18 protein-coding genes and 1 tRNA gene are annotated in these 19,288 nt (G+C 67.6%); 6 read left to right on the forward strand and 13 right to left on the reverse strand.

The features are described 5' to 3' along the window. Nucleotides 1-32 precede the first annotated feature (32 nt). Nucleotides 33-2,057, reverse strand: coding sequence for an alpha/beta hydrolase (locus ABE543_RS13065; RefSeq protein ID WP_346475771.1), 2,025 nt, complete (start codon nucleotides 2,055-2,057; stop codon nucleotides 33-35). After that, nucleotides 2,057-3,031, reverse strand: a complete 975-nt coding sequence (locus tag ABE543_RS13070) for a DUF4105 domain-containing protein (RefSeq protein WP_253118944.1) — start codon at nucleotides 3,029-3,031, stop codon at nucleotides 2,057-2,059. Before ABE543_RS13070 ends, ABE543_RS13065 begins: the two co-directional genes overlap by 1 nt. A gap of 174 nt (nucleotides 3,032-3,205) precedes the next feature. Between ABE543_RS13070 and ABE543_RS13075 the strand changes: the two genes are divergently transcribed. The 4 genes from ABE543_RS13075 to ABE543_RS13090 all read left to right on the forward strand — a co-directional run bounded on the left by ABE543_RS13075 (nucleotide 3,206) and on the right by ABE543_RS13090 (nucleotide 6,714). Then, nucleotides 3,206-3,610, forward strand: a complete 405-nt coding sequence (locus tag ABE543_RS13075; protein WP_053519241.1) for a GFA family protein — start codon at nucleotides 3,206-3,208, stop codon at nucleotides 3,608-3,610. A 368-nt stretch (nucleotides 3,611-3,978) separates the two neighbouring features. Then, on the forward strand, nucleotides 3,979-4,653 hold the full coding sequence (locus ABE543_RS13080) for a methyltransferase domain-containing protein (RefSeq protein ID WP_197572158.1): 675 nt from the start codon (nucleotides 3,979-3,981) through the stop codon (nucleotides 4,651-4,653). A gap of 139 nt (nucleotides 4,654-4,792) precedes the next feature. Further along, nucleotides 4,793-5,569 carry a DeoR/GlpR family DNA-binding transcription regulator gene (locus ABE543_RS13085; protein ID WP_065175969.1) on the forward strand — a complete coding sequence of 259 codons (777 nt, stop codon included), beginning with the start codon at nucleotides 4,793-4,795 and terminating at the stop codon, nucleotides 5,567-5,569. Between the two features lie 11 nt (nucleotides 5,570-5,580). Next, on the forward strand, nucleotides 5,581-6,714 hold the full coding sequence (locus ABE543_RS13090; RefSeq protein WP_197572159.1) for an MFS transporter: 1,134 nt from the start codon (nucleotides 5,581-5,583) through the stop codon (nucleotides 6,712-6,714). A 9-nt stretch (nucleotides 6,715-6,723) separates the two neighbouring features. Here the strand turns inward: ABE543_RS13090 and ABE543_RS13095 are convergent, their stop codons facing one another. The 4 genes from ABE543_RS13095 to ABE543_RS13110 all read right to left on the reverse strand — a co-directional run bounded on the left by ABE543_RS13095 (nucleotide 6,724) and on the right by ABE543_RS13110 (nucleotide 11,394). Next, a complete protein-coding gene (locus tag ABE543_RS13095) occupies nucleotides 6,724-8,229 on the reverse strand; it encodes a PepSY domain-containing protein (RefSeq protein ID WP_197572160.1) in 1,506 nt (501 codons plus the stop codon). Nucleotides 8,230-8,240: 11 nt separating this feature from the next. Beyond that, the gene (locus ABE543_RS13100; RefSeq protein ID WP_197572161.1) at nucleotides 8,241-10,376 is read right to left on the reverse strand and encodes a TonB-dependent siderophore receptor; all 2,136 of its coding nucleotides are present in this window, start codon (nucleotides 10,374-10,376) and stop codon (nucleotides 8,241-8,243) included. A gap of 120 nt (nucleotides 10,377-10,496) precedes the next feature. Continuing rightward, nucleotides 10,497-10,883, reverse strand: a complete 387-nt coding sequence (locus tag ABE543_RS13105; RefSeq protein ID WP_065182485.1) for a DUF2946 family protein — start codon at nucleotides 10,881-10,883, stop codon at nucleotides 10,497-10,499. A 130-nt stretch (nucleotides 10,884-11,013) separates the two neighbouring features. Next, nucleotides 11,014-11,394: a tautomerase family protein gene (locus tag ABE543_RS13110; RefSeq protein ID WP_053519221.1), complete on the reverse strand. Its 381-nt coding sequence runs from the start codon at nucleotides 11,392-11,394 to the stop codon at nucleotides 11,014-11,016. Between the two features lie 561 nt (nucleotides 11,395-11,955). Here ABE543_RS13110 and ABE543_RS13115 point away from each other — a divergent pair. Further along, entirely contained in the window at nucleotides 11,956-12,360 is a 405-nt protein-coding gene (locus tag ABE543_RS13115) for a hypothetical protein (RefSeq protein ID WP_346475772.1), read from the forward strand. 52 nt (nucleotides 12,361-12,412) lie between these two features. Further along, nucleotides 12,413-12,976 (forward strand): hypothetical protein, encoded by a 564-nt coding sequence (locus tag ABE543_RS13120; RefSeq protein ID WP_346475773.1) that lies wholly within the window; start codon nucleotides 12,413-12,415, stop codon nucleotides 12,974-12,976. A gap of 84 nt (nucleotides 12,977-13,060) precedes the next feature. Here ABE543_RS13120 and ABE543_RS13125 read toward each other — a convergent pair. The 7 genes from ABE543_RS13125 to fabF form a co-directional block, all read right to left on the reverse strand. Then, nucleotides 13,061-13,135 (reverse strand) — tRNA-Val (locus tag ABE543_RS13125). 113 nt (nucleotides 13,136-13,248) lie between these two features. Next, entirely contained in the window at nucleotides 13,249-13,602 is a 354-nt protein-coding gene (locus tag ABE543_RS13130) for a PilZ domain-containing protein (RefSeq protein WP_346475774.1), read from the reverse strand. Continuing rightward, entirely contained in the window at nucleotides 13,599-14,555 is a 957-nt protein-coding gene (locus ABE543_RS13135; protein ID WP_111187151.1) for a DNA polymerase III subunit delta', read from the reverse strand. Before ABE543_RS13135 ends, ABE543_RS13130 begins: the two co-directional genes overlap by 4 nt. Continuing rightward, the gene (tmk, locus tag ABE543_RS13140) at nucleotides 14,552-15,217 is read right to left on the reverse strand and encodes a dTMP kinase (protein WP_128989819.1); all 666 of its coding nucleotides are present in this window, start codon (nucleotides 15,215-15,217) and stop codon (nucleotides 14,552-14,554) included. The genes ABE543_RS13135 and tmk overlap by 4 nt, the downstream gene beginning before the upstream one ends. Beyond that, a complete protein-coding gene (gene mltG, locus ABE543_RS13145) occupies nucleotides 15,214-16,275 on the reverse strand; it encodes an endolytic transglycosylase MltG (RefSeq protein WP_128989821.1) in 1,062 nt (353 codons plus the stop codon). The genes tmk and mltG overlap by 4 nt, the downstream gene beginning before the upstream one ends. Nucleotides 16,276-16,430: 155 nt before the next feature. Further along, complete coding sequence (locus tag ABE543_RS13150; protein WP_346475775.1) at nucleotides 16,431-17,795, reverse strand: aminodeoxychorismate synthase component I; 1,365 nt, start codon at nucleotides 17,793-17,795, stop codon at nucleotides 16,431-16,433. A 101-nt stretch (nucleotides 17,796-17,896) separates the two neighbouring features. After that, nucleotides 17,897-19,159: a beta-ketoacyl-ACP synthase II gene (fabF, locus tag ABE543_RS13155; RefSeq protein ID WP_053519103.1), complete on the reverse strand. Its 1,263-nt coding sequence runs from the start codon at nucleotides 19,157-19,159 to the stop codon at nucleotides 17,897-17,899. Nucleotides 19,160-19,288: the final 129 nt, after the last annotated feature.

Consider the following 19,288-nt stretch of genomic DNA (forward strand, 5'->3'; position numbering starts at 1 on the left):
TTCGGCCGTGCGTGGCCCGGCGATCAGTGCGGTCATGGCGTGGCCGCCGCGTCCACATCATCGATGTCCCGATGCAGGATGCGGCGCACCTCCAGCACGGCCTGCGGCGATTCCTGCACGCTGTGTCCGGAGATGATGACCTTCTCCGACAGCGCCCCCGGCAGGTGCGCGCTCCAGTACGGCACCAGCCCATCGTCGGATTTCTCCAACGGCAGTTCCGGTTTGCGCTGGGCGATGATCGAGTGGTACTTCAGGCCCGCTTCGATCGGCAGCTGTGCGGCCGCCTTCACGAACGGATCGCTGGCCTTGAGGTTGTCGATGCTGTTGGGAATCTTCGGCTTGGCGGTGCCGTCAACCTGCTGCTCGGCCTGCGCCAGCGCCAGGAACACATCCTCGAATTTTCCCAGGATGGTCAGCGGCAGGCGCACCAAGCGGCCGATCAGGCGGCCGACCCTGTTGCCGGCGATGTCGGTGCCCTGATGCGGAGCGGCGATGAAGATCGCCCGTTCCACATTCGGCTGCGCCTTGAAGTGCAGCAGCGGGCCCAGCTTGTTCTGCACCCGCTTCAGTCGTTCACCCTTCAGGTCATAGTTGGCCAGCAGGTCGTTCCACAGCACATCGCCCGAGTCGCTCACCAGCAGGCGGGCCAATACGCCGCCCATGCTGTGACCGATGTAGACCATGTCCTTCGATGCGCGCGTGCTGCCATCCGGGTCGAAATGCTTCAGCGTGTCGTTGAATGCAGTAGCGATCTCATAGCGGTTCAGCGCGATCGGCGCGTTGGTCGGGTAATACACCTGCCACACCTGGAACTGCCGGCGCAGCTCGGGATCGCCCATGATCTCGTTGGCCAGGTTCACCCACGCTTCCGGGCTGCTGGCCAGGCCATGCAGCATGAAGATGATGCGGCGGTTCGGATCCCACGGCTGCATCAGGTAGATGTGCGGCTCACCGATACCCTCGCTCATGCCGAACAGCGTGCGCAGCGATTGCCGGGCGAAGCCACTCTGCGCCAGCCACAGGCCGTAGGCGGCAGTGAAGTTGCCGGCCAGCGGCACCTGCTCGCCGTGCAGGGTGATGCGCTCGGTCGCTTCGGGCGAATAGGCGTCCAGCTCGACCCGGCGGGTACGCATCACGTCCTCCAGCGTGCTGCCCTCGAAGCGCAGCAGCGCGGTGACGTTGATCGAGGACATCTCGCTGAACTCCGGCACCGCATCATCATGGCGATGGCGGCGACCACGACGCGCATCGCTGTCGTCGTCCTGCCCGCCGTCCGCCTTCGGGCCATCTGCGGAGACCGCCGGAGCAACCAGCTTCGGCGGGTCCATCACCATCACCAGCTCCGCACCGAAACCGTCGCGTCGATAGGTACTGCGCAGGCCGACGAAGCTGACCGTGCCAGCGGGTACCAGCTGCGCCGGAATGCTCTTCAGGGCCAGCTGCTGGTAGTTGGAGGCCAGCGACCAGCTGCCGACCGTGATCGGCTTCGTATAGTCCTCGCCGGCGAGCGCGGCGGCGCGCGCCCGCACGAACAGAACCACCGCGGCCTTCTCGGCTGCATAGTTGTAGTAGTCGCGCACCTGCGTCTGCCGGTCCTCGAACGCCCGATCGGACGGCGAACGGCCGCTGTAGAACAGGTAGGCGTAGGCATAGCGCGCCGCTTCCAGCCATGCATCCAGTGCGGCATCGCTCATCGGTGGATCGCCCGCCGCCGTCTTCTTCGGGGTCAGCGCCAACGCTGCCTTCACCCACAGCTCCGACAGCGCGGACAGCCGCTGTTCGACGTTGAGATCGTCGGTCATCAACAGCGTGCTGCGACAGACCACGAAGTCCTTCTCGCACTGCGACTCATCCAGCCCGGCTGCACTCAGCGTTTCCCGGGCCGCGGGGCTGAGCTTGCCGGTGTTGAGCACATCGGCACGCTTGTTGACCAGCGAGTCACTGGATTTCACCTGCTTGACGGTGACCATCGCGCAGCCGCTGCCGGCCAGCAGCATGAAGATCGCCAGCGACGCCGGCAGCACGCGCTGCCAGCGGGAAAGTATGGACATGAGCATCACTGCGGGTCCTGCTCGGTGCCGGGCACGCCCTGGCGGATCACGGTGGAAAAGTTGCCGCCGTCACCCAGGTCCAGCGCGCGCTGGGTGATCCGGCCCTTGGCATGCAGCACTGCGTACGGCACCCCCGGCGTCAATGCCCCGACCTCCTGCGCGTACTCGGCCAGATAGCCGGACAGCAGCAGGCGGTAGTCCAGCGGCAGCCGCGGCGCGATATGCCTGGCCAGATCGAAGACGATGGTGGTGCAGTTGCTGGTCAGCGTGTTGTAGAAGCCGGGCTTTGCATCCAGCTCGCGTGCCTGCGCGATGTAGGCGGCGAACAGTTCCTTCAACTGTGCGCGGTCCATGCCATGCAGGCGGTACAGATAGACATCCTCGCCACGCGCGTTGGTACGCGTGCGGATGATGTCGGTCTCTTCGGAGGCCACCAGGGTCATCTCGAACTTGCGGAAGAATCCCCCCAGTGCCGAGAACGATTCCCCGCGTTCCTTGCGGATCTCCAGCGAGAACACGACATGGCGGCCATCGTCGAAGCCGAACGAGATCAGCGTGTGGGCGATCGCCGGCCCCATCCAGTACGAAAGCACCAGGTCGGCCGAACGCAGCTGGTCCAGGTCGTACGTGCGGCGCACCCAGCGCGCGTCATAGTCGGTTTCGCTGCGCCAGGTGAAATCGCGCACGTTGTCCAGCACCACATGCCGCCCATCGAAGGAGACCACGTGCAGGCGTTGCGCTACGTCATCGGCCCACACGCGATCCTGGCGCGGGGTCAGCAGCATCCACCACCCCAGCGCCAGGGCCAGCGCCACGCCGAAGGCCATGCCGAGCCGTCGCGTGCCATGGCCACGGGCAACCCGCCAGGACGCCCACAGGGCGGACAGCACCCACAGTACCGCCACGGCCGACGCCAGCCAGCCCGGCCCCGGCAGCTGATAGAGCAGCAGGCCAGCCATCCACAGTGCCAGCAGTACCATCACACTTCCTGTCATCCAACGTCCTGCGGCTTTCACTGGCGTCCTGTCGTGGTCCCGGGGGCGCATAGTTAGCCACAAGCGGGTTCGCCCTGGCATCTACGGCCCGTTCAGGCTGCTGGGTGCACCGTCTGCAACGCCGTTTTCCACATACCGTTCCCTCTTCCAGGAGCATCGATGGGCATTACCTCCGTGGCCGGTGTTGCGGTCCAACCCCAGCACAGCGCCCGCTGTCATTGCGGTACGGTCGAACTGCTGCTGGACCTGCCGGACGGCATCGTCGACCCGCGCCGCTGCGACTGTTCGATGTGCCGCCGCCGCGGCGCCATCGCCGCCAGCGTCGCCCTCGCAGGGCTGCAGGTGGTACGAGGGCGGGACCATCTGCGGCTGTACCAGTTCAACACGCATGTGGCCGAGCACTACTTCTGCGATGTGTGCGGCATCTACACCCACCACCGTCGGCGTTCCAACCCCGACCAGTACGGCTACAACGTCGCCTGCCTGGAGGGCATCGATCCCTTCGCGCTGGGCGTGATCCCGGTCAGCGATGGCGTGAACCATCCGGCCGACCGCCCGGCCTAGTGCCGGGTACGGCGTGTCGGCGCGGTGACCTTCTGCCAGGGCGCCATGCCGCTGCGGCCGGCCCGCGCGGGGCGTTTGCGCCAGGGCCGGCGTGGCGCGGACTCTGCTTGAACGGGGCGCGGCGGAGGCGCGGGCCGGCGTGCAGTCCAGAGATGATCAAGCAGCCACATGGTCGGTCTCCGTGGGGGCGGGGACGATCAAGCGTGGACGCTGGCCTGCATAGCCGGCGTGAGGCATCGACGACACCACGATGACAGGCGGCGAAGCCCTGCGCGCGCACCACGCCGCAGCCGCATCGCGGACTGGGCGGCACCTCTTGACGCCTGCGCTACAGTGACAATTCCCCTCCTGCTGCAGGTCGCCTCCGGATGCCTTCGTTCTCCGATCCCCAGGCTGCGGCCCGCTATCACGAGGGACCGCTGCGGCAGGTACCTGGATTCCTCGGTCTGCAACAGATGGCCCACCTGCTGCTGGCCGAGCACGTGCCCGAGCACGGCCACGTGCTGGTGCTCGGCGCCGGTGGCGGCCTCGAGCTGAAGGCCTTCGCTGACGCCCACCCGCACTGGCGCATGCTCGGAGTCGATCCGGCCGGCCCGATGCTGGCGCTGGCCCGCGAAACGCTCGGCACACGGATGAACCACGTGGAGCTGCTGGAGGGCTACATCGAGGATGCCCCGGCCACGATCTTCGATGGCGCCAGCTGCCTGCTGACCCTGCACTTCCTCGATATCGACCAGCGCCGGCATACCCTGCGCGAACTGCGCAGGCGGCTGCGTCCGGGCGCGCCATTGGTGGTGGCCCACCACAGCGTCCCGCAGGAGCCGGAGGCGAAGCTGCGCTGGTTGAGGCGCTATGCGGCCTTCGGCGAGGCTTCCGGCATTGCCCGTGCGGATGCACAGCGCGCGATCACCGCCATCGCCGAGCGCCTGCCGCTGCTGTCACCGGAACAGGAGGTGGAGGTGCTGCAGGAGGCAGGCTTCCACGACATCGAGCTGTTCTACGCCGGATTCACCTTCAAGGGCTGGGTCGCCTACGCGGCCTGATGAACCTGCAGAGCCGGCGCTCGCCCGGCCGGCCCCCGCACCTCGCACTTTCCAAGGCCGCCCGGGAGAAGGGGCTCCCGTGCGTCGACCCGGAATGCACGTTATTGCATGTTCATGCACGAATATGCACACTTATCCCATGAACGCCGATTCCAGCCCCCTCCCCGCCGAACGTACCCGGCAGATCCTCGAGGAACTGCGCCAGCAGGGCCGCGTGATCGCCGCGGAACTGGCGCGTCGTTATGCGGTTTCCGAAGATTCGATCCGCCGCGACCTGCGTGAACTGGCCGCCCAAGGCCTGTGCCAGCGCGTGTACGGCGGCGCCGTGCTGCCGCCGCCGAAGGAGCGCCCGCTGCGCGAGCGCCTGACCCGTGATCGTGGCGACAAGGCCGAACTGGCCGCGCGCGTCTGTGCCCTGCTGCAACCTGGGCAGGTGGTGCTGCTCGATGCCGGTTCGACCAACCTGGCCATCGCCCAGCAGTTGCCGCCCGAACTGGCACTGACGGTGATTACCAACGCGCCGCAGATCGCCACCGCCGCCAGTGTGCATGAAGGCACTTCCGTGCAGCTGATCGGCGGCCGCCTGGCCAGCGGCGGCGGCGCGGTCGGTGCCGAAGCACTGGCCCAGGTGCAGCGCCTGCGCGCCGACGTGTACCTGCCCGGCCCGTGCGCGGTGGATGGCGACACTGGTGTGTGGGCGATGGATGCCGAAGAAGCCACCTTGAAGCGCGCCATGGTGGCCTGCAGCAGCCGCGTCATTGTCGCCGCCACCACCGAAAAACTCGGTGCCCGTGGCCACTGGCAGATCGCCGGCCTCGACGAGATCGACGACCTGGTGCTGACCACATCAGCCCCGCCCGCACTGGCAGCGCGCTTCCTCGCTGCCGGTATTGCGGTGCACCCCACCCCGCCCTGACCGAACCGCCCATGTCCGTTGCCTACCGCGCGCGTGCCGAACAGCACGCGACCCGCGCTGCATTCTTCATTCCCGGTTTCGCCACGGCACTGTGGGCGACGCTGGTACCGTTCGCCAAGGCACGCGCGGACCTCAACGACGCCACGCTCGGCGTGGTGCTGCTCTGCCTGGGTGCCGGTTCGCTGCTGGCGATGCCAGTGGCGGGCGTTCTGGCCGCGCGGCTGGGCTGCCGCCGGGTGATGGTGGCCAGTACGCTGTTGATCTGCCTCACCGTGCCGGGCCTGGCCCTGGCCGGTTCAGCGTGGCTGCTGGGCCTGGTGCTGTTCGTGTTCGGTGCCGCGGTAGGCGCGATGGACTGCACGATGAACGTGCAGGCCGTGGTGGTCGAGCGCGAAGCGCGACGTGTAATGATGTCCGGCTTCCACGCCTTCTTCAGCATCGGCGGCTTCCTGGGCGCGGCAATGATGACCGTGCTGCTGTCCCTGCAGCTGCCACCGCTGGCATCGGTGCTGATCGGCGTGGCCGCGATGCTGCTGGCGATGCTGCTGTCGGCGTCGTACTGGCACCGCGAGCGCATGCCGCACGACACCCCGATGCTGGCCATGCCGCACGGCATCGTGCTGTTCATCGGCGTGCTGGCCTTCGTCGCGTTCCTCGGCGAAGGCGCGATGCTGGACTGGAGCGCGGTCTTTCTCAGTGACGTGCGCAGCGTCGATGCGCGCATGGCTGGCATCGGCTATGTGATCTTCACCCTGACCATGACCGTGGCCCGCCTGCTCGGCGATGCACTGGTGGCGCGGGTGGGACGCGAACGCGCCATCGTGTTCGGTGGCCTGCTCGCGGCCAGTGGCGTGCTGGTGCTGACGCTTGTCACGCCCTGGCAGGTCTCACTGGCCGGTTATGTGCTGGTCGGCCTCGGCTGCGCCAACATCGCGCCGGCGCTGTTCTCGCTGGCCGGCCACCAGACCCGCATGCCCGGCGCGCTGGCGATCACCGCCGTGTCCACGCTGGGCTTTGCCGGCATTCTTGCCGGCCCGGCACTCATCGGCTTCGCCGCCAATCATTTCGGCCTGATCGCTGCATTCATCGGTGTGGCCATCGCGCTGCTGCTGGTGGCGGTGTCCACGCGCTGGCTGCGGGTGTAGCGCGCGGGATCAACGGCGCCGACGCCGGACCTTCATCCGCAATCGTCGATAACCGATCACCGTAGCCGTCGCGCACAGCGCGGTGCCGGCGGTGCTCAACAGCAGCAGCACGCCCAGCCGGGCCGTCTCCTGCCGCAGCATTGCCGGCAGGTCCCAGCTGTGCAGGAAGTAGAACAGCCAGCGCCCGACGCGCTCACGATGCCCCAGGGTCAGCAGTGGATCGCCGCTGCCCAGATCGAAGTAGACGCGCGTCGCCTCGGCATCACCGAAGTCCGCCACCGCCACCGGGAAGCGGCGCACCGCCGCACCGTTCATCGCCTCCGGCGCACGTGGATAGAAATAGGCATCCGCTGCATGCAGCAGCGCGAACCGATGCATCGGCGCGGCAGACATCGCCTGCGCCTTCTGCTGCAGCCATGCCACCGGCAGCAGCTGCATCATCCGAAGATGCCCTTCGCCTGCGGATACGATGCGCGTATCGCCCTGCCCGTCCAGCAACAGCGCGAACAGCTCACCGCCGATGCGCCGCCACTGGATCTCCACCGGCATGAACAGCCCACCATGGGCCGCAGCCAGCAGCGCTGCCGGTTCGCCCAGTGGGCCATTCACTGCCACCGCACCGCCGCGATACTGCGACGTGTCGATCGCCGCGCGCGTACTGCTGAACACGCCCAGCGGATTCATCGACATCAGGCCACTGAAGATCCAGGTGAACACGAACGCCGCAGCCGTCAGACCGATCAGATGATGCCAGCGCATCCACCGCTCGACGTACGGCGTCTTCGCGCCCGAACGATAGGTGCCACGGAAGCGCCAGCGCAACAGACCCACCACGATGCCGCTCACCGCCGCCACCGTGCACAGTGCGGACAGCACGATCACCCCCCACGTCCACACCGGGTCCACCGACTGCATGCGCAGGAAGTACAGCCAGTGCAGCCAAGCGCCCACATAGTTCCAGCGCTGCTGCACATGCGGTGCATCCAGCACCACCTCGCCGGTGCGCGAAGACACATAGAGGTCACCCGGCCGCGCACCGCCCACCTCGACCCGGTACAGCGGCCGATGCGCATCCAGCGCACGCGAATGCGTCCAGCGGTCCTCATCCACGCGCATCGCACCCACGAATGCCGGGCCGCCGGCAAACTGCGCCGCCGAAGCTTCGGCGCGCTGTGCCGATACCGGCAGCAGGACCTGCCCGGTACGCGCCGACCAGGCTCCCACGTGGCTGCCACTACGCACCACATAGGCGGGCTCGCCGCGCAGCGTGGTCAGCGCCACGCTTTCCGGCTCAGCCTGCACGGCCGCTGGCAACGCCGACAGTCCCAGCAGCCCATGCGCGTCGCCCAGCACCGGCAACGCCGCCAGCCGCTCGCCGGGCATCAGCTTCGGGTAGCCGACGAACAGCATCACCATGCCACTGACGAACCACAGCAGCATCAACAGGCATCCACCGATGCCCAGCCAGCGGTGCACCAGGTAGGTCCAGCGCTTGGCAGTGGATCGCAGCGACATGGTGTGCGTCCTCAGAAGCGATGGTCGAGCGTGAACTCGACGCGGCGGTCCGCACCCAGCAGCCACTGCGTGCTGGTGTAGTACGCCGTGGCGTAGTACGCCTTGTCGAACACGTTGAACAGGCGCGCGCTCACCCGCGTGCGCGGTGCCGCCTGCCAGGTCAGCGCCAGATCGGTGGTGCTGTAGCCCGGCAGCTCCAGGGTGTTGGCGTTGTCGGCGTAGCGCTTGCCGACGTAACGCGCACCGCCGGCCACGGTCCAGTCCGGCAGGAACTGCCAGCTCAGCCACACATTGGCCAACCGCTCGGCCACGTTCGGCGGCACGTTGCCATCGCGCGAGACCAGCACGGCCGGCGAACCGGTGGTTTCCAGGAAATCCTCGAACTCGGACTTCAGTACCGTCGCGTTGGCATCGAGCGTCCACTGCGGCGCGAAATTCCAGTTCAAGGACGCCTCGATTCCGCGCGAGGTCTGCGCGCCCACCTGCACCCGACGATCCGGGAGCAGCGGATCACGGCTGAGCAGCCCGGTCTTGCGGATCCGGTACGCCGCCAGCGTCCACTCGCCACCGTCGAAGGCCTGCTTCAGGCCGACTTCGACCTGACGCCCCTTGGCCAGGTCGAAGGCACCGTTGGCCGGGCTGATCATCAACAGGCCGCTGACCGGGTCGGCCGCCTGCGAATACTGCGCGTACAGGCTCAGCGTCGGCTGCAGCGCGAATACCGTGCCTGCTCGCCAGCCGGTGCTGCTGTAGGTCTTCGAGAATGCCCCCTGGCCGCTGATCAGATCGGTACGATCGATGCGCGCGCGGTCGTGGCGCATCCCGCCCAGTACCGACCAGCGCTCGCTCAGGGCCAGCCGGTCTTCCATGAACAGAGCGTACTGCTCGGCACTGTTGCGGTAGCGCGGCAGGTTCGGCGCATCGCTGGCAAACTGCCCCGGCACCGGATGGAACGGATCGACCGGGCCGGAGCTGCCGGCATAGGTGTTGTTGGTGTGCTTGAAGTGCGCGCGGTTGGCATCCATCCCCAGCGCGAAACTGTTGGCAAGACCGCCCACCTCACCCTGCAAGCGCAGCGTCGAGGTCAGCCCGGTCTGGTCCTGGTTGTGGGTGATCTCGGTATTGCCCGAGCGATCGATCAAGCCGGTAGCGCGGTTGTAGACATAGGCCTCGGCGTTGCGCCAATCGCGCTGGCTGTCGATCTGGTAGACGCGGGTGCGCCACTCCACCTTCGCGTTCGGCGTCCACAGCGCATCGAGCTGCGTCCAGCGGTCACGGAAGCGGATGTCACTGTCTTCCACGTTGTAGTTGCGGTGGCGCAGCGCTTCCAGCTGGCGGCCCTCGACCAGCGGCGTGCCGAAGTAGCGCATCGGCTGCTGGTAGCCCTGCGCATGGGTGAGCGTCAGCTGCAGGTCGGTACGCGGCTGCCACAGCAATGCCCCGGAGAAAGTCGCGTCACTGTTGCGACCACGGTCCACCCAGCCGCCGCTGTAGTTGCCGCTCACATCCAGCCGGTAGGCCAGCTCGGGCGTCAGCGCGCCACCGCTGCCGAAGCCCAGGCGCGCGGTGTCCTCGCTGCCCACCGTCACACTGATCTCGTTCTCGACGGCACCGCGCGAAGGCTTCTTCGGCACGATGTTGATCACACCGCCGATCGCACCGTCGCCGTGGATCACCGAGGCCGGCCCGCGCAGCACTTCGATGCGCTCGATAGACCAGGTATCGAACGGGAACGTGATGCCGACGCCCCCGTACTGGCGCAGCCCGTCGTACAGGCGCATCACCGACGCCCCATCGGTGAAACCCCGGCTGGACAGTGCGCTGAGGCCATTGCCCGGATGCGGCATCGCGCTGATCGCACCCGCGCGGCTGATCGCATCGTTGAGGTTGGAGTCACCGCGCTGCTCCAGCTGGTCGCGGTCGATCACAGTGAGCGCCGCAGGTGTCTGCAGCACGTTCAGGCCCAGCGCGGAACCTGCGCCGGGGGTGGCCGACAGCGCACCGTGCCGGGTATCGACTACGCGTACGGTGTCCAGGGTGGTCGGGCCCGCCGCTTCGGCACGGGCAGGTGCAACAGGCAGGGCGCAGGCGCACAGCGCCGGCAGCGTCGCCCAACGCAGGGCAACGCGCTTCGGATGTCTTTTCATTTTTTCACGGCATGCAATGCCACCCCGCACTGCGGGGCAGCAGGAAGGAAAGCGCACGCGGTAGCGCCAGGTCATGCCTGGCGGCTTCCATCAGAGGGAATGCACGGCCGCGTGCGCGGCTCAGCCCGCCAATGCCGCCGGTGGTCCCCGCGCCCCGAGGGTTCCCGCCAGGCGCGCGGGCACTGCCAGCACAGCGCCCAGCCGCGCCCGGCAGACCGGCGCCAAGGGCACCAGCAGCAGGAACGCCGCCACCAGCAGGGTGATCAGCCGCGCCGCGATCAGGCAGTAATCGCAATCCACGCCCATTTCATGGTCGGCGTGTGGATCGGCGGGCGGATTCTTCGCGGCCTCATCGTGCGGCGTCGCCATCGCATGATGGTCGTGATGGCCTTCCATCGTGTGCTGCGCATGCAGCGAATGATCCATCGCCGCCACCGGCGCCGCCGCTGCCACGCGGCCATGCGCCACCCAGCGGCTCACCAGCGGGGCAAGCAGCACCAGCAGCAGGGCGAGCCATGCCAGGGCCTGGAACCGGCGGTGGAATCGGGGGCGGTGCACCCGGGCATTCTACGGCGCGGCGCCGCAACCTTGGACCACGTTCAGGGTTTTGCCCCTGCGACAGGGTGACGCAGGCGCCTCACGTCGCGTACTGGGCAACGCCATGCCCGAACGACCAGTTCTCCTTCTTCACTTCCACCAGATTGATGAACACGTCCTCGCGGCGGATGCCCACTGCCGCATGCAGGCCGTCAGCGATGCCCGCGTACAGCGCCTTCTTCTGCTCCAGGGTGCGGCCCTCGTTCCAGGTGATCTGGATGCAGATGAAATCGTCGGAGCGCTGCACACCCAGGTAGCTGGGGTCGTAGACCAGGGTGGCGGCGTCGTGCTCCTGGAAGATCTGGAAGCGGTCGTTCTCGGGCACGCCGACAGCGCGCATGGCCTGGTAGATGGCCTCGCCGACGCGCTGCAGGTAGTCGGCGGATTGGCCTTTGCGGAGATCGATGCGGGCGAGCGGCATGGTGGGGCTCCCGGGTGGAGGGGTCATTGTGCTGAGACTACGCCTGCCCGGGGCGGTGGGACAGCGCAGGGATGTAACCCTCTGCCTTCATCCATGACATGGTCACTCGCCTACTGCGCGGGTTGACGTAATTGCCGTGGCGGCGCCTCGCCAGAGTCGTCATGTCCACGGTCGAAGGGGGCGGCGGATTGCGCCATTAGAGACGAGCTTCGCAGCGAGTGGGTGCTGCAGGGCACAGAACTGGAAACGCTTGGTGCGCCTGCGTGCAGTTGAGAACTTTCCTTACGGACCGCTGTGATTGTGGGCCGGATGATCTCCATGCCGAGGCGCGTTGCCCTGGCCGGGATTGGCGTCTCGAATAAACGAACGAACTTCCACCGCTGCGGTTCACGCCTCAGCAGAGAGAATGCACCGATTGCCTTCAATGGCGGCCGGTGCGTGGGGATCGACAGATCCGCCAGGCCTTCCTCTCGGTGGAAGTTCGTTTGCCTTGGTACGCCAACCCGCACCGTCCGCCACCTTCGCTTCGGAAGGTGGCCCCACGCCAGTGAGGGTTTCGCCATGACCAACCGCACCGCTGTCCATCCCCGCCTGCACGCCTTGATCGGCGACATCGCCGCCGACGTGCCCGAGGACCTCGCACGCGAGATCGAGCGCGCCTTGCACGAACAGAGTCTGCCCGTGCAGTCGCCTGCCTTCTTCACGTACCTCAATGCCATCAGCTGCGCCGACGGCGATGACGGGCAACCGTGCAGCAGCCTCACTCTGGGCGCCAGCAATCACGCCTCGCTGCGCCGCTCGCTGTCCGGACTCAGTGCATTGCTCGATCTGCTGCAGGCGGGCGATCGAGCGCGCGCCGAGGGTGGCCCGGACCAGCAGTTGGGTGCCTTCCACACTGATGGACTTATCGTGGCCGCACGACAGCTGGTGCGCGAGGCGAATCATTGCCTCTCCGGCGCTGACTGACCGGCCCGGATGCCCTCCCGCTACAATCGCGCAGGGAACGCAGGAGGCCGCAATGGACGCCGAACACTTGGAGTACTTCAAGGCCGCACTGGAAGGCCGCGCAACCGTGGGTTGGAACGTATGGTTTGCCGCCAACCAGCACGCGCTGGCCCAACAGCTGAGCCGCCCTGCACTGCTGCGGTTGAAGTTCAGAAAACTGGATGAAGCCGAGTGCCTGCTCGCCGACGCCGGCATCGTACCTCGCAGTACGGCGGGCAAACGCTACGAAATGTACTGCGCCCAGTTCTCGGAGGACGTGGTGGACGCAAACGGTCGCCCGCTGCCGGCCATCTGGCGCGCGGCGCACGGCGGTGCGATCGGCCTGCTGGCCGATGGTGAGCGGGAGGCCGGCCAGGCGAAGCTGCTGGCGGAGTTTCGCCGCACCCGCAAGCGCGGGCTTCAACAGGCGCACGAGTGGCTGGCCGATCTGTGCTTTGAAGGCGAGATGGAACTGACCAGCGGCAATGCCGAGGTCGGCCGTAATCTGCTGACGGTGGTGGTGCAGGCCGGTAGCGGCCACGACCTCTTGGATGCGACGGCGATGATCGCGCGGGATCTGCTGGACCAGCGCGGCTGATGGCAGCCGCAGCAGCGACGCCGGCACGTATCATCAGACAACAAAAAAGCCCCCATTGCTGGAGGCTTTTTTCGTTCTGCAACATGGTGGGCGGTACAGGGATCGAACCTGTGACCCTTGCCGTGTGAAGGCAATGCTCTACCGCTGAGCTAACCGCCCGGTGTGTTGCTGAGCCGCTCATTATAGGAACTTTTCAGAGGCCGTCAACAGTTTTCACATCCGTCTTCACGGGTGTTTTCGAGGCGTGCCGCCGGGCGTGGCCCGGCGCTGCCTCACATCGTGTGGGTGGGCTTGTCCGAGCTGGTCAGGCCGGCCAGCTGGGTCTCGATCTTGTGGCGCACGCCCTCGCCTTCGGCGCCGTCGGCCAGCTGCACGCCGATGCCCGCGGTACGGTTGCCCTGCGCCCCTGCCGGGGTCACCCAGATCACCTTGCCGGCCACCGGCAGGCGCTCGCTGGAATCGGGCAGGGTCAGCAGCAGGAACACCTCGTCGCCGAGGAAGTAGCGCTTGGGCGTGGGCACGAAGATGCCGCCATTCTTCACGAACGGCATGTACGCGCCGTACAGCGCGGCTTTGTCCTTCACGGCCAGGGACAGGATGCCCTGGCGGGCGTTGCTGGCACTCATCGATTTCCCCTTGCGGCAGGCCGCTCGTTCACCTTGTTCCAGGCCAGCAGCAACTCGACCACCGCAAGGTCTGCACGCACCGTGGTGCGCAGCAGGTCGCGGGTGCGGTTGGCAGCGTCGAACCAGGCTGCCAGCTTGTGCAATCGCTCCGGCGCGGTCAAGGCGTCCGTGCTGGCCTGGGCCAGCGCCAGGTCGGCGGCGAAGCGCAGGCGCAGCGCCGCGTTGTCATCACCGCACCATTTCTGCGCCAGCTCCACCGCGCCGGTCCTGCCGGTGGCCAGCTGCTCCAGGTCGCGGGCCACCTCACGGCGCAGGCTCAGCCCGTCCTCGCGCAGCCAGTTGTCGGCCTGGCCGGGATGGCCGCGCGCGGCGTCCAGCGCTTCGCGTGCGGAGGCGTCGCTGTGGCCCTGCTGCTGCAACCAGGCCAGCGCTTCCTCGTGCGGCGGCAGCTTGAACTCCAGGCGCTGGCACCGGCTGCGGATGGTCTGCGGCAGGCGTGCCGGGTCGCTGCTGATCAGCCACAGGTAGCGGCCGGGCTGCGGTTCTTCCAGCGTCTTGAGCAGTGCATTGGCCGCGGAGCGGTTGATCGCATCGGCCGGATCGACGATCACCACCTGGGCCACGCCGTACTGCGGGGTCAATGCCAGTTTGTCGGTGATCTCGCGCACCTGCTCGATGACGATCTCGGTGCGCAGCTTGTCGCCACTCTTGTTTGGAATGAAGCTCACCAGCTGCAGGTCCGGGTGGGTACCGGCAGCGATCAGGTGGCGGGTGCGCGTGGCGTGCGCGGCATCGCCCTGCGCCAGCACGTGGTCGGCAAGCGCCAGTGCAACCTCGCGCTTGCCCAGCCCGGCCGGGCCGCAGATCAACAGGCCATGCCCCAGCCGGCCCGCGTCGAGCGCGGCCACGGTCTGATCGAATGCGCGCTGCTGCCAGGGCGAGAAGGTGCTCATGCGCCCTTTCCTTCCTGCAGCCAGCGCTCGACCCGCGCGATCACGTCGGCGGCCACGCGTTCCTGCACCTGGCCCGCGTCGATCACGGCGAAACGCTGTGGGTCCTGCTGGGCGCGGCTGCGGAACACTTCACGCACGCGCTGGAAGAAATCGTCCTGCTCGCTCTCGATGCGGTCCGGCCACAGGTCGCGGCCATTGGCGCGCGCGCGACCGACCGCCACGTCCACATCCAGCAGCAGGGTCAGGCCCGGCAACAGGCCAACGGCACGGCGCTCCAGCTCGGCAATCCACTGCGGGTCCAGGCCACGGCCCCCTCCCTGGTAGGCGTAGCTGGAATCGGTGAAGCGATCACTCAGCACGTAGGCACCGCGCTGCAGGGCCGGCTGGATCACCTCCCGCACGTGCTGCGCGCGGGCGGCGAACACCAGCAGCAGTTCGGCCTCGGCACTGAGCGGCTCGGCGGCGATCTCGGCATCGGGCTTGAGTATCAGGCTGCGGATGCGCTCGGCCAGCGGCGTGCCACCCGGTTCACGCGTCAACACGACCTCATGGCCATGCTGGCGCAGGCACGCGCGGATGGCATTGATCGCAGTGGTCTTGCCGGCGCCTTCGCCGCCTTCCAGGCTGACGAAACGCGGGTGGCGTAGCAGCGCGGGACTCATTGCGCCGGGGTCTCCTGGGTGCGTTGCTGGCGCAGCTGCTGCAGGTAGCGCGCTACCGCAGCGTTGTGCTGGTCCAGGCTGGACGAGAACACGTGCGCGCCACTGCCATCGCCAACGGCGACGAAATACAGTGCATCCCCCGCTGCCGGGTGTGCCGCGGCCATCAGCGCGTCGCGACTGGGCATGGCGATGGGGGTCGGGGTCAGGCCCGCACGGGTATAGGTGTTGTAAGGCGTATCGGTGGTCAGGTCGCGGCGGCGGATGTTGCCGTCGTAGGCCGCGCCGATGCCATAGATCACGGTGGGATCGGTCTGCAGGCGCATGCCGATCTGCAGGCGGCGCATGAACACGCCGGCAATCTGCGGGCGCTCGCTGGCCAGCGCGGTTTCCTTCTCGATGATCGATGCCAGCGTCAGCAGCTCGTACGGCGTGTTGATCGGCAGGTCCGGTGCACGGCTCTGCCAGGCCTCGTCCAGCGCCTTTTCCATTGCCGCATGCGCACGCTTGAGCACATCCACGTCGCTGTCACCGCGCTGGTAGATGTAGGTCTCCGGCAGGAACCGGCCTTCCGGATGCTGGCCGCCGAAGCCCAGGCGCTGCATCAGTGCCGCATCATCAAGATCATCGGTGGTGTGCAGCAGTGGATCGGCACGCTTCAGCGCCGCGCGCAGCTGGCGGATGTTCCAGCCTTCGATGATGGTGACGCGGTGCTGCAGGACCTTGCCGGCGCGCATGCGCAGCAGCAGCTCGCGCGGGGTCAGCTGGTTGTCCAGCGCGTACTCACCCACCTTCAGCTTGCCGGCGGCGTCGAGCTGGCGTGCCAGCAGCTGCCACTGTGCGTCCTGGCCTTCGTCCACGCCCGCCTCGCGCAGCTTGCGCAGCACAGTGTTCAGGCCATCGCCGCTGGCGATCACCACGGTCTCTGCGGACGGGGAGATCCGGGCATCGGCGAACTGGGTCTGCTTGTAGAAGAACCACGCACCCGCGCCGGCCACGACCGCGACCAGCACCACCAGCAGCGTTACCACGAACAGACACCCGCGCTTGGCTCCCGCCATGGATTACCTCAGAACTCGATTCCGTCGTGCAGGATACCGGGCGGGTGGGGGGGGGTCTGGGCGGGCGGGGCCGCTCACCCCCGCTGGGCGCGCGGGGATGGCCCGGGGGGTGATCCAGGGGTCGCGCGGGCCCTCCCCCGCCGGGGGTCGATCGCCTACCCTTGCTGGCCCAGGGCGCGCAGCAGGCCACGCGCTTTGGCGCGGGTCTCGTCCAGCTCCTTGTCCGGGTCCGAATCGACCACGATGCCGGCACCGGTGCGGAAACTGACCTCGTAGCCGTCCACCTCGGCGGTACGGATCAGGATGTTCAGGTCCAGGTCGCCATCGCGGTTCAGCCAGCCGAACGCCCCGGTATAGGCACCGCGCGGCACCTGCTCCAGCTCGCTGATGATCTGCATGCAGCGCACCTTCGGGCAGCCGGTGATGGTGCCGCCGGGGAACGTTGCGGCGATCACTTCGCCGGGGGTGACCTCCGGGCGCAGATGGCCGCTGACGTTGCTGACGATGTGGTGCACATGGGCGTAGCTCTCCACCGTCATCAGTTCATCGACCACCACGGTGCCGGGCAGGCAGATGCGGCCCAGATCGTTGCGCTCAAGGTCGATCAGCATCACGTGCTCGGCGCGCTCCTTCGGGTGCCCGACCAGCTCCTGGATGCGCGCGGCATCATCGTCACCCTCGAAACGTGGGCGCGTGCCCGCGATCGGCCGGGTCTGCGCGTGGCCGGCATGCACCGATACCAGCCGCTCCGGCGAGGAGCTGACCACGTGCCGCCCAAACGCACTGAACAGGCCGGCAAACGGTGCGGGGTTGGCGCGGCGCAGCTGTGCGTACAGGGCCTGCGGGCTGACCGGCGTGGCGAACTGCGCGCTCCAGCGCCGCGACAGGTTCACCTGGAACACATCGCCGGCGCGCAGGTAGTCGATCACCCGGCGCACGCCGTCGGTGAAGCGCTGCGGCGCGTCTTCGCCGACCGACTGCGGCGGCTGCCAGCCCTGCCCCGCCTCCGGCAGCGCCTGCGCGGCCAGCGCCACCAGCGAGTCCAGCAGCGCCTGCTCGCCCGCTTCGGCGATGACGAAGCGGGCGTGGTTCTGGTGATCGTGCAGCACGGCCGCCGGGCAGCGCAGCGCCAGTGCCGTCGGCCGGCCATCATCGCGCGCACGCGCCGGCAGCACCGGCTCGATCTGGCTGGCCACTTCGTAGTCGAGCATCAAGGCCCAGCCGCCGCGGAACGGCAGGCTGTGACTGCCATCGTGCGGCAGCCGTGCCTGCTGCCAGGCGCGGTCCAGCGCCTGCAGGAAACTGCCGGGCTGCACCGTATCCTGCTGGTCGCGCACGCAACCATCGGCATCCAGGCGCAGCATGTCGCCCTGTGCGGCCAACAGCAGGCTCCAGCGCCCCTGCGCGGTGCCGGAAGCGGTGGACTCCATCAGCAGCGGGAAACGTTCCGGCGCTTGCTGCTGCAGGGCCAGCAGATCGATCGGATGCGGCAGCGGGTGGATCAGCGGGGCGTGGGTCATGGTGGCCTGCAGGGGAATTCAGATACACGGAAGCCGCCTTGCGGCGGCTTCCTGGTGCGTGGAGCACGTCCGGTCGAGCATGGCCCGACGCGACAACCCGGTCAGACGCGCTTGAAGATCAGCGTGCCGTTGGTGCCGCCGAAGCCGAAGCCATTGGACATCACCACGTCGACCTTGGCCTGGCGCGCTTCATTGGGGACGTAGTCCAGATCACAGCCTTCGCCCGGCTCCTGCAGGTTGATGGTCGGCGGGATGACGTTGTCCTGCAGCGCCATCACCGAGAAGATCGCCTCCACACCGCCGGCAGCGCCGAGCAGGTGGCCGGTCATCGACTTGGTGGAGCTGACCATCATCTTGTAGGCGTGGTCGCCGAAGGCCGTCTTCATCGCCATGGTTTCGCCCAGGTCGCCCAGCGGCGTGGAGGTGCCATGTGCGTTGAGGTAACCCACCTGTTCCGGATTCAGGCCAGCGTCCTTCAACGCCATGGTCATGCAGCGGGCAGCGCCTTCGCCGTTCTCGCTCGGCGCGGTCATGTGGTACGCGTCGGAGCTGGCGCCGAAGCCGGCCAGCTCGCAATAGATCTTCGCGCCACGGGCCTTGGCGTGCTCGTACTCTTCCAGGATCAGGATGCCGGCACCGTCGCCCAGCACGAAGCCGTCGCGGTCCTTGTCCCAGGGGCGCGAGGCCTGTTCCGGTGCGTCGTTGCGGGTGGACATGGCCTTCATCGCGCAGAAGCCGCCCACGGCGGTCGGCGAGGAGCCGCGCTCGGCGCCGCCCACCACCATCACGTCCGCATCGCCGTACTGGATCATGCGCATGGCGGTGCCGATCGAGTGGTTCGAGGTGGCGCAGGCCGAAACCGCCGAGAACGACGGGCCCTTCAGGCCGGTGATGATGCTCAGCTGGCCCGGCAGCATGTTGATGATGGTCTTGGGCACGTAGAAGGGCGAGATCTTCTTGCCCTCGTGGAATTCGATGGTCTGCTCTTCGATGCCGAGCAGGCCGCCGATGCCGGCGCCGACGATGGCGCCGATGCGCTCGGCATTGGCGTCGGTGATCTCCAGGCCCGAATCATGCAGGGCCATGAACGAGGCACCGAGGCCGTAATGGATGAACGGGTCCATCTTCTTGGCATCCTTGCCGCTGACCCGGTACTTGCCGAACAGTGCATTGTCGGCGGTGATGTCGAAGCCCTTGACCTCACCTGCAATCTTGGTGGTGAACCGTTCCAGGTAGGAATCGGCGACGTTGGTCAGCGGACCGATGCCCGAACGACCATGGGTGATGCCTTCCCAGCTGCTGGCCAGATCATTGCCCAACGGCGAGACGATACCCAGGCCGGTTACGACGACGCGACGCTTCATTGCTGATTCTCCTGACCCGAAGATGCTTTCGGGCAACGCGGTTTGCTTCGGTGTGATGCGCAAACACACGGGGCCGCAACAGCGGCCCCATGGGGTGCGGTGCGCGCCGGGCGGATGCCCGCACGCGCA

Origin of the sequence: Stenotrophomonas sp. TWI169, from assembly GCF_039674705.1 — a bacterium.
Lineage (GTDB): Bacteria > Pseudomonadota > Gammaproteobacteria > Xanthomonadales > Xanthomonadaceae > Stenotrophomonas > Stenotrophomonas maltophilia_P.